We start from the raw sequence: 610 nt of genomic DNA, 5'->3' as shown, positions 1-610 counted from the left end.
CCGGCCAACCCGGAAGGCGGAAATGGGGCGATCTTCAACCGGGAAGAGGCCGCCCCCCTGCCGGAATCCGAATGGCTGTCAGTCGGCGCGATCACCGATCAGCTTGAGCAACTTGGCAAGCCATTTCGGACGGCAATTCCTGTAACTGTCGTGGACCGTTTCACGGACGCCGTTCCGGGTGTCGCAGGAAATGATGACGTTGTTATTTCTGGCGTCACTTACCGAGGGAAAATCCATCTCGTTCGCGAGGGGCTTTTCGACACTTCCGCTGTTGAGCGCACGTTCTGGCATGAGCTTCTCCATTTCGGCCTGCGCCGGTTCATGACGCGGGACCAGTACGTCACGCATCTCGGGGAACTGTACACCAAGGACGAATGGATTCGCAACCGGGCGGACGCCTGGGCGGCCGGAGAAGAAGGGGTTGCGCTGCGGGCTCGCGGCGATTCGGAAGGCTACATCCGGGCGCGCGGCGTTGATGAAGCGCTGGCGAAATTGGCGGAGATTCTGCAGACCCAGCCGACCGGATACCGGACAAACACGCTGGCAGCAAAAACGCTGCGCGCGGTCCGCTCTTGGATAGCCAACATGGCCGATTTCTTCGGCTTCCCCA

The 610-nt window shown here is 61.0% G+C and carries 1 protein-coding gene; it reads left to right on the top strand.

Features of this window, described 5'->3' with window-relative positions:
• The coding region (locus tag CAPSK01_RS22325; protein ID WP_273703310.1) for a hypothetical protein at positions 1-610 on the top strand (610 nt) is incomplete at both ends.

Origin of the sequence: Candidatus Accumulibacter vicinus (assembly GCF_000584955.1) — a bacterium.
GTDB lineage: Bacteria > Pseudomonadota > Gammaproteobacteria > Burkholderiales > Rhodocyclaceae > Accumulibacter > Accumulibacter vicinus.
Note: the sequence above shows the minus strand (reverse complement) of the source record. Positions and strands in the feature narration are given on the sequence as shown.